Raw genomic sequence first — 9,001 nt, 5'->3', positions numbered from 1 at the left:
AATGTGCACTAGGGATTGGATGAATCTGATCAACTAATTAGGCGGAATGGTATAAATCGACATTGTTCTCTTTCATAACGAAAAGAATGACAACGTTTAATTTCATCAATATTTAAATTGTCAGCTAATGTATAAGCTCGTTGTAAATAAAATATAATTAAGAGAAAAGCTTTGTAGGGGGCACACCTAGCCCTTCCCACTCAAAACAATATTCATTAGGAGATTGGCGTTTTATTTTTTTAACAAATTCAGGTTTAGGGGTACCAATTGCTATCGCGGCTGCAACTTGATCTTCTGCTTTTAAGCCAAGTAATGGCTTGACCTCATCATTGGCTAAAAAGGTATACCATAGTCCTCCATATCCTTGTAGATGTAATCCATTCATAATGTTTTGTGTCGCCGCTCCTGCAGATAAATATTGGTCCCATAAAGATACCTTATGATCAGGATCAACATCAGTCATCACGAAAAGCATCATCGGTAATTTTTTGAGATATTCCACAGCACGATACGCTTCATCTTTAAGTTCACCGTTAGGAGATTGACGTTTATACATAGCAAGCGTGACTTCTGCTAATTTATTCATTTTTTCTTCACCACGTGCAACAACAAATCGCCATGGTTTCAAGTTACCATGATCTGGTGTTGTCATTACGAGATCAAACAATTGCTTTAACTCTTCTTCTGAGGGGCCTGGATATGTTAATTTAGAATAACTATATGAACGACGGTCGAGTAATGGTGTTAGTGGATTCATAATAACTCTCTTATTATTTATTCTTATTCTTTGTGGGCAAGCCAAGTATCGACAGATTGATATGAGCTCAGTTTCCCTTTATCTAAGGTCATTACTTGATGGCACAAAGCGGTTAGTAGTTCCCAATCATGGGTGATCAAAATGAGACTTACTTGACGTTGAGCCTGAATTTTTTTCAATAATACAATTATGCGATAACGATTTTTCTGATCAAGGGCTGTCGTCGGCTCATCTAATATGAGGAGTTTCGACTCTAAGATTAATGCACGAGCAATCATAATTCGTTGACGTTGCCCACCAGAAAGTTGATGAGGATAACGTGATAACACCTCTAATGGTAAGTCAACATCAATTAATACTTGTGTAATTCGTTCACTTAAATTATCCACTCTTCCTTGAGCCTGTGGGCCTTCAGAAAGAGATTGAGCAATTTTCATTCTAGGATTTAAATTTGATTCGTTATCTTGAAAAACAAACTGCATCTTGTAGCGAGATAATCTTAATGAAGATCGCTTCTCGTTAAGCCATTCATGACTATCAAATATTACTTTACCTTTTGCTGGTATAAGGCGTAATAAACTTTTTGCGAGTGTCGACTTACCCGATCCACTCTGACCTATTAACCCTAAACTCTCCCCTTTTTTTAATGAAAAGCTGATACCAGAGAGTAGATAATGAGGAGTCTGCCACCACCATGTAGTTTTAAGCACAACGCTCAAATCCTTTACATTAAGGTTAACATCACTATGTATCGGTTTTGGACGCGTAAAAGTCATTACTTTCATTAAAGAGCGAGTGTATTCTTCAATAGGTTTATTAAATAAATCAGCTGTTTTTTGAATTTCTATTAAGCACCCTTCTTTAAAAACAGCAACAGTATTCGCAACTTGTTTAACTAAATTTAAATCATGAGAAATGAGTACAATAGCCATATTAGTTTGCTGTTGAATAGTTTTTAATAGCGTTAAAATTTGTTGTCTAACATTTGGGTCAAGTGCTGTAGAAGGTTCATCTGCAACTAATAATTTCGGCTTGTTGGCTATCGCTATCGCTATCAGTAATCTTTGTCTTTGTCCGCCAGATAATTGATGGGGATAACGAGATTTAAAACTCGCGGGTAAATCTACTTGTTCGAGTAATAAGGTTACTCTCTCGTTAAGGGTTAATATTGATTTTTCACTATGATGTCGATGAATAAATAAAATGCGCTTAAGGTGCCATGCTACACTTTTAACTGGATTAAGCGCTGAAAAAGGTTCTTGAGAGACCATTCCAATCTCTTTCCCTCGGACGCTAAACCATTCTGTTTCAGAAAAATCCCGCGTATTTTTTCCTGCAACTTGAATAACCCCTTGAACAGTACTTCCCCTTGGTTCGAGACCTAATAACAGTTTAGATAATAATGTTTTTCCCGCTCCACTCTCTCCAACTATCGCAAGTGTTTCTCCCGCTTCTACGTTAAAACTAATATCATCTAAAAGACAAGTTTGATTGATAGATAAACTCACATGACGAACACTAAGCATTATGATTATCCTTTGATGGACTTAGCCATTCTTGCAGACCCTCTCCAATTAAAACAACAAGCGTAATCACTGTGAAAATAGCTCCACAACCAACAAGCCCTAACCAAGGAGCATGTAAATTATTTTTTGCTTGAGCCACTATTTCACCTAAAGAAGGATAACCAGCAGGTAAACCAAACCCTAAAAAGTCAAGTGTCACTAATGCCCCTAAGGCACCTGAGAAAATAAAAGGTAAACTACTCAAGGTAGTAATCAAAGCATTAGGCATAATATGACGCCACATTATGCGCCAATCTGACACTCCAAGTATTAAAGCCGATTGAACATATTCTAATTGACGCGTTTTTAATACTTCTGCTCTTACAAGTTGTGCTAAATAGTGCCAACCAAATGATGCTAAAACCAACGTTAAAGTAAAAAAACTAGGGGCTGCAAGGCTGGCCACAATCATCACAACAAACATCACTGGAATCGCAGCCCAAATTTCACTAAGGCGTTGCCCAATTAAATCAACCCATCCACCTAAAAACCCCTGAACAACACCAGCAGTTAATGCTAATAATGCGATGATAAACGTTAACGACGATGCAAAAATAAGGCTAATACGTAGACCATAAATCAATCGACTCAGTACATCTCTACCTTGATCATCAAGCCCTAATAAATTGTCGCGACTTGGTGGATATGGGTATGTTAAATCATAATTAATAGTATCGTAATGGTATCTAACTACTGGCCAAACCGCCCAACCATTTAATGCTATTTTATCCAACAAGTACGGGGCGGTATAATCAGCTTCCGCTTCAAAGTCACCTCCAAAAGTAATCTCTGAATAAGTTTGTACAATAGGAAAATACAAGTCACCTTTAAATTTAATTATCAAAGGCTTGTCATTAGCTAACACTTCTGCAAATAAACAAACTACAAAGATAAATGCTAATATATAAGCAGCGACCTTACCTCTTATTAATATTTTATTACGTGTATTCTTTTTTGTTTCTTTTACCATCTTTTGAGCGTTATAACGCTTAGAGGCTATCTTTTTAATCATGCAGATACCTCAGAAAAATTCACACGAGGATCAATCAGGCGATATAGTAAATCACCTATTAAATTCAATACTAAACCAAGTAGGATGTAGCAATACAAGATACCAAGTACTACCGGATAATCTCGCTGTAAAAGTGCTTCAAAGCCTAAGAGGGCTACTCCATCCAAAGAAAAAACAATCTCTACTAATAAAGTACCACCAATAAAAATAGACAATAAATCTGAAGGTAGTCGCGCAATAATAATGAGTAAACTATTAGGCAATATATGTCTTAATACGACTTGATAACGATCCTCACCCATACAAACTGCTGTTTCAACATATTGTTGAGAAAATTGATCAACAACTGAATTCCGTGTTAATACGGTCAATGATGCTAACCCACTGGCAACACAAGCTAAAACAGGTAAAAACAAATGCCAGAAGTAATCAAAAAACTTACCTAATCCGGATAAAGTTTCATAATCAGGTGAAGCAAGACCGCGAAGAGGAAATAAAGCTAGAAAGCCTCCTCCAGCAAAAAGCATCATAAAAACAATCGCGATAATAAAGGTTGGAATAGCATAGGCAATAAATAAAAATAGACTAGAGATAGAATCTAACATGCCGCCTTTACTCGTCGCCTTCGCAATTCCTAATGGAATAGCAATTAAATAAGTCAATAATAATGTCCAAAACCCTAACGATAAAGATACAGGTAACTTGGAAATAATTAATTCACTTACCGACAACCCACTGAAATAACTTTTGCCTAAGTCAAAAGCAGCATAGCGTAGTAAAGTCTCTTTATAACGTTGAAAAACGGGTTTATCAAAACCATACTCTTTCGCTATTTTAGCTTCGAGTTGTTCATCAATTTCTTGATAATCATCTGTTTCTTCAATACCTTCAAATAACTCTGAAGCAGAGCTTTCTATACCTTTTAATGTTGCTAAAGCAGATTCAACAGGACCGCCTGGCAACAGCTGTAATAGGAAAAAGTTAAGTGATAACACGATAAAAAAAGTCGGTAGCAAAAGTGCTAACCGACGTAATACATAGAGACTAAACATTGTTATTCAACATCATTATTAATGTAGCCATTTAATATAATGGCTTAAGTTTATTGTTCACGATTATCCCACCAAAATTCGACTTCATATCCATACTTTGGTGCTTGTTCAGGTTTTTGAATATATGCTTGATGAGCGACAAGCTGAAAGTTACGTGCCCAAAGTGGTAAAGAATAATAATTCCATTTTAAAACTCTGTCTAATGCTTGCCCATAAGCTTTAGTTTCTACGTATGAAGTTGCATTAATTAACCCCTCTACCAATTCATCTACAACGGGATCAGTAATACCACTCAAATTATAACTTGATACAACCTCTGCAAACTCAGACTTAAGTGACGAGCGTAATTCAGTGTTAGGCGGAATACGCACTTTATATTGAATTGGCGTCATATCAAACTTACGTTGTAACAACAATTTATAATATTCAGTTCCTGTTTTTACAGCGACGGTTGTTTGAATACCTAATTTTTTTAGGCTTTGTAAATAACCACCAATCGCAGGTTTCATTGCTGCTGAAGGCAATAAGAAGTGAAGGCTCATGACTTCACCTGATGTTATATTAGTAAGCTTATTATTTTTAATCATCCATCCAGACGCTTTCAATAATGTTTGTGCTTTAATTAAATTATCACGATTACGACCTGAGCCATCAGTTGTAGGTAATAAAAATGGTTTACTCATGATACCAGGCGGCAATTTATCTAAAAATGGGGTCAGTATTGCACGCTCTTCTTTACCTATCTTTTTTTGAGAGGCTAAAAAACTATTATTAAACAGACTTGTCGCTCGAGTATATTGTTGTTTAAAAGCTTGTTTATTTAGCCACTCAAAATCAAATGCAGTGACCAGTGCTTCTCTTGTGCGAATATCTTTGAATTTATTTAAACGTAAATTAAATGCCATCGCAGCAACAAACGAAGGGGCATCATAATCAATTTTATCCTTGATGACTGTACCTAAATTAAATTCGCTGCCTTGATATAATTTATTCCAGCGTAAAATATCCGTCTCTGTAATATAATTAACACTGTCTGACTTTAATGCTTGGATAGCCGCTGCTTTGTCACGAAAGTATTCGACTTTAATTTTCTTAAAATTGTATTTACCTTTATTAACAGCAAGTGATTTACCCCAGTAATCATCACGTAATTGATAAGTAATATTACGCCCCGGATCAACTGAAGCAACTTTATAAGGCCCAGAACCAATCGGCACATCTAATGATGTCTTCGTAAAGTCTTGTTTTTCCCAAATATGTTTGGGTAACACAGGAAGATTACCCGAATTTAATATTTGTAGTTTGCTGCCATCCACTCCAAAATCGAGCTTGATGGTATGTGTATCAATTACATCAACTGACTTCAGAGATTTAAAACGGGATTGTAAACTACTTAACCCATCTTTTTGATAAAGTGCGATTGAGTAAGCAACATCTTCAGCTGTCACAGGGTAACCATCACTAAATTTAGCTTCTTTTCTAATATGATAAGTAACAGAAGAGTAGTCATCTGCTATATCCATTTTTTCTGCCAACCAGCCATAACGCGCTTTAATCTCATCTTTATCGTGGCCTCGTACTGTCAGGCGATCATACAACCAAAATAATCCTCTGACTTTTTTGCCTTGATCTATAAACTGATGTAATGAATCAAAACTACCCATTTCAACCATCACCAATTCACCTTGTTTAGGTGCATTTGGGTTAGCATAATCAAAATTTTCAAAATCAGCTTTATATTTAGGTTGATCATATAAACTAATTGCATGTGTTTCAGTGGTAGCGAATGCAGGAAAATTAACGAATATTGTTAAGCTCATCCATGCTAGTTTTTTGGTCCAATTAAGTTTGAATATCATTACGTACTTTTCCATGTAGATTGTTGATTTTGCTTGTTAATTTGAAAAATTTTACCTGCATCTATCCGATATACTTTATCAGCTAAATGAAAATAATGATCATCATGTGTGATAGCAATAATCGTCTTGCCACGTGCTTGCAGCTCAGGTAATAACTCCGTATAAAAAGTACGACGAAATGCAGGGTCTTGATCAGCCGCCCATTCATCTAAAATGATAATGCTTCTATTTTCAAGATAAGCGAGTAACAACGCCAAACGCTTACGTTGGCCTTGTGAAAGTTCAGTAGTATTTAATAAACCTTCTTTCACTGTCACTTTATTATTTAATGCTAACTTATCAAGATAATGCGTGACCAACTTCGTATCTGGTATTTTCCCTTCTTCATTAATCAAGTTTTTGAATAGATAGAAGTCAGCAAAAACAACAGAAAAATGATTACGATACCAACCTAAATTATCTTGATTAATCATTTCACCTGAAAACTCAATCGTGCCTCGATGTGCTTGATACAGGCCAGCTAATAAACGTGCACATGTTGATTTACCACAGCCATTACCACCAACCCAAAAGATTAATTCACCTTGATTGATAGTTAAATCGATAGGGCCAACGGAAAATCCAATATCGTCATTTTGCGTAGTATAATCATACTCAACCCCTTTCAAATTTAAGACTTGCCAATTTTCTGCTATAGAGAACTGTTTTGTTTGATGCTCATCTTCCTCTGCAAGCGCTAATGTTTTTACTTTAGAAAAAGCGATAGCACCTTGAATAAGAGAAGGTAAAGAACCGACAAAACCTGCCATTGGAGATCGTAAAAAAAGAACAGCAAGTACATAACCTGTTACTTGTTCAATAGTACCGATAGAGAATTGAACGTGCATTAATACGACAACAGCAATCACTAATAAAACAGATGTATTGATCCAACTTCCATTTAAAACAATCATACGATCCGCTTTTGTATCTAACTTACGCGTATATTCAGCTGTTGGCTCTAAATGCTCTTGATAAAAAAAAGTGTTACGTTCTTGGCTTAATTTAAGCTCATTACGCCCCTGAAGCATTGCTTGATAATTTTCATATAGGCTATCATCGTTATCTCTCACTCTTTTCTTATAGCCGCGAGATATAATCATTAACTTACGACCAATCCAAATTGAAAACGCACTCATTATCATTGTTGCAATAAAAAAAGGAATTGATAACCATAGTAAGTAGCCATAACTACAGAAAATGACTGAAATACCAAACACGACAAATGGTAAGCTATTAAAAGCCTTACTGATCGCGGCAATATCATTCGTTAATGTTGCCATGATGACAGGCTGACCCAATTGATCGATTCGTTCAACAGACGTATTCATCAAGCGACGACTAATGCTTAATCTCAATTCATATACAACTTTATGCCCTAACGCCGTGATTAAAGACTGCGAGAAAAAAGTTAAAAAGAATAAGAAAAGAATAAGAAGAAGGAATGTAAGTATTGAAAAAGACAGTTCTTCGCCAACACTCAACTTACCAATGACATCATTAATAAAAGCAATAACAGCAACACCTGTTACCGCACTGAGGGCACTCAAAAAAATGGCAAAAAAGAATTTAAGGCGACTATTTTTTAATAAAGAAAAAATCAATTTCATTGTAAGTCATAGAATATAAATAACATTCCAAAAATGATAACACGAATCAATATCAGTTGTATTTTTTTGTTTGTTTAAAAAATAATATAAACTTGAATTAAAGCTTAGATTAAAATAGTAAGTGCATAACTTGGATAGGTAGAAAAAGTGGCCAGCTGAATAGTTACTAATCGTTTTTTCTCCGGCAAGAGATGCAACAATGAAAACATATAAACAACTGACCTATGCTTTAAAGAGAATAGGTCTCAGCCAAGATTAAGTTGCACAACAGTTAAAAGTCAACCAATCGACCATCAGTAGAGAGCTTTTCCGCAATACAGGCAAGCGTGACTATCGAATTAAAGCTCAATCGCTTACTGATAATCGTCGTTTACGTTCCCACAAAGCAATTAAGATGACGAATAGCCTAGTTGCATTAATTGACTCAAAGATTCATATCGACTGGAGCCCAGAGTAAATATCTGGCTGGCTAAGGAAGAATACAATATATTTATTAGCCATGAAACCATCTATCTCTATGTTTGGTCTGATAAGAGACACGGAGGGCAATTATTTCAACACTTGCGTAGAAAAGGTAAAGCTTATCAGTCACGTAGCAAGGATAAACAAGCAGGCAGAGGTTTTATCAGAAACCGAGTGAGTATCGATGAACGTCTATCTATTGTTGAGCGGAAAACTAGCTTTACAGTATCAATGCGTGTTGATGATAAATCGGCTAAATCAGTAACAGCAGCGACAATTGCTTTATTGAAGCCGTTTGAAGGAGCGATATTTACTATCACAGCTGATAACGGCAAAGAATTTGCACATAATGAAGTGATGACTGAGTATTTAAAGTGTGAGGTTTATTTTGCAGACCCTTACTGTTCATGGCAACCGGGGTTGAACGAAAATACTAATGGGATATTACGTCAATATTGGCCAAAATCAACAGACTTTAAGAATGTGTCACAATCAGAAGTTGAAGATGTAATAGTGAAGCTAAATGATAGACCAAGAAAGAAATTGAATTATAAAACGCTAGCCAAATTAATGGCTGAGCATATGGTAGCTATAGCTTCTTAGTGGTTATGCATTTCAAGGTTGCATCCGCCATATCATCAAATT

The 9,001-nt window shown here is 35.8% G+C and carries 6 protein-coding genes and 1 pseudogene; 1 reads left to right on the top strand and 6 read right to left on the bottom strand.

Annotated features, from left to right (window positions below):
* Nucleotides 1-157 precede the first annotated feature (157 nt).
* The 6 genes from V6255_RS15985 to V6255_RS15960 are packed head-to-tail and all read right to left on the bottom strand — an operon-like array spanning nucleotide 158 to nucleotide 7,894.
* Nucleotides 158-757 (bottom strand): nitroreductase, encoded by a 600-nt coding sequence (locus V6255_RS15985; RefSeq protein WP_341629048.1) that lies wholly within the window; start codon nucleotides 755-757, stop codon nucleotides 158-160.
* Nucleotides 758-780: 23 nt separating this feature from the next.
* Nucleotides 781-2,283, bottom strand: a complete 1,503-nt coding sequence (locus V6255_RS15980; RefSeq protein ID WP_341629047.1) for an ABC transporter ATP-binding protein — start codon at nucleotides 2,281-2,283, stop codon at nucleotides 781-783.
* The gene (locus V6255_RS15975; protein WP_341629046.1) at nucleotides 2,276-3,334 is read right to left on the bottom strand and encodes an ABC transporter permease; all 1,059 of its coding nucleotides are present in this window, start codon (nucleotides 3,332-3,334) and stop codon (nucleotides 2,276-2,278) included. The genes V6255_RS15980 and V6255_RS15975 overlap by 8 nt, the downstream gene beginning before the upstream one ends.
* Nucleotides 3,331-4,386, bottom strand: coding sequence for an ABC transporter permease subunit (locus V6255_RS15970; RefSeq protein WP_341629045.1), 1,056 nt, complete (start codon nucleotides 4,384-4,386; stop codon nucleotides 3,331-3,333). The genes V6255_RS15975 and V6255_RS15970 overlap by 4 nt, the downstream gene beginning before the upstream one ends.
* Before the next feature lie 50 nt (nucleotides 4,387-4,436).
* The gene (locus tag V6255_RS15965; RefSeq protein ID WP_341629044.1) at nucleotides 4,437-6,245 is read right to left on the bottom strand and encodes an extracellular solute-binding protein; all 1,809 of its coding nucleotides are present in this window, start codon (nucleotides 6,243-6,245) and stop codon (nucleotides 4,437-4,439) included.
* Nucleotides 6,245-7,894, bottom strand: a complete 1,650-nt coding sequence (locus tag V6255_RS15960) for a cyclic peptide export ABC transporter (protein ID WP_341629043.1) — start codon at nucleotides 7,892-7,894, stop codon at nucleotides 6,245-6,247. Before V6255_RS15960 ends, V6255_RS15965 begins: the two co-directional genes overlap by 1 nt.
* A gap of 199 nt (nucleotides 7,895-8,093) precedes the next feature.
* Between V6255_RS15960 and V6255_RS19350 the strand changes: the two are divergent.
* Nucleotides 8,094-8,959: pseudogene (locus V6255_RS19350) on the top strand (IS30 family transposase).
* Nucleotides 8,960-9,001: the final 42 nt, after the last annotated feature.

Source organism: Psychromonas arctica (genome assembly GCF_038155225.1).
GTDB classification, from domain to species: Bacteria; Pseudomonadota; Gammaproteobacteria; order Enterobacterales; family Psychromonadaceae; genus Psychromonas; species Psychromonas arctica_B.
This window is presented reverse-complemented; position numbering and strand designations above follow the sequence as displayed.

Coding starts and splice junctions, on each gene's coding strand:
- V6255_RS15985 (WP_341629048.1), bottom strand. CDS start 757: ATGAATCCACTAACACCATTACTCGACCGTCGTTCATATAGTTATTCT.
- V6255_RS15980 (WP_341629047.1), bottom strand. CDS start 2,283: ATGCTTAGTGTTCGTCATGTGAGTTTATCTATCAATCAAACTTGTCTT.
- V6255_RS15975 (WP_341629046.1), bottom strand. CDS start 3,334: ATGATTAAAAAGATAGCCTCTAAGCGTTATAACGCTCAAAAGATGGTA.
- V6255_RS15970 (WP_341629045.1), bottom strand. CDS start 4,386: ATGTTTAGTCTCTATGTATTACGTCGGTTAGCACTTTTGCTACCGACT.
- V6255_RS15965 (WP_341629044.1), bottom strand. CDS start 6,245: ATGATATTCAAACTTAATTGGACCAAAAAACTAGCATGGATGAGCTTA.
- V6255_RS15960 (WP_341629043.1), bottom strand. CDS start 7,894: ATGAAATTGATTTTTTCTTTATTAAAAAATAGTCGCCTTAAATTCTTT.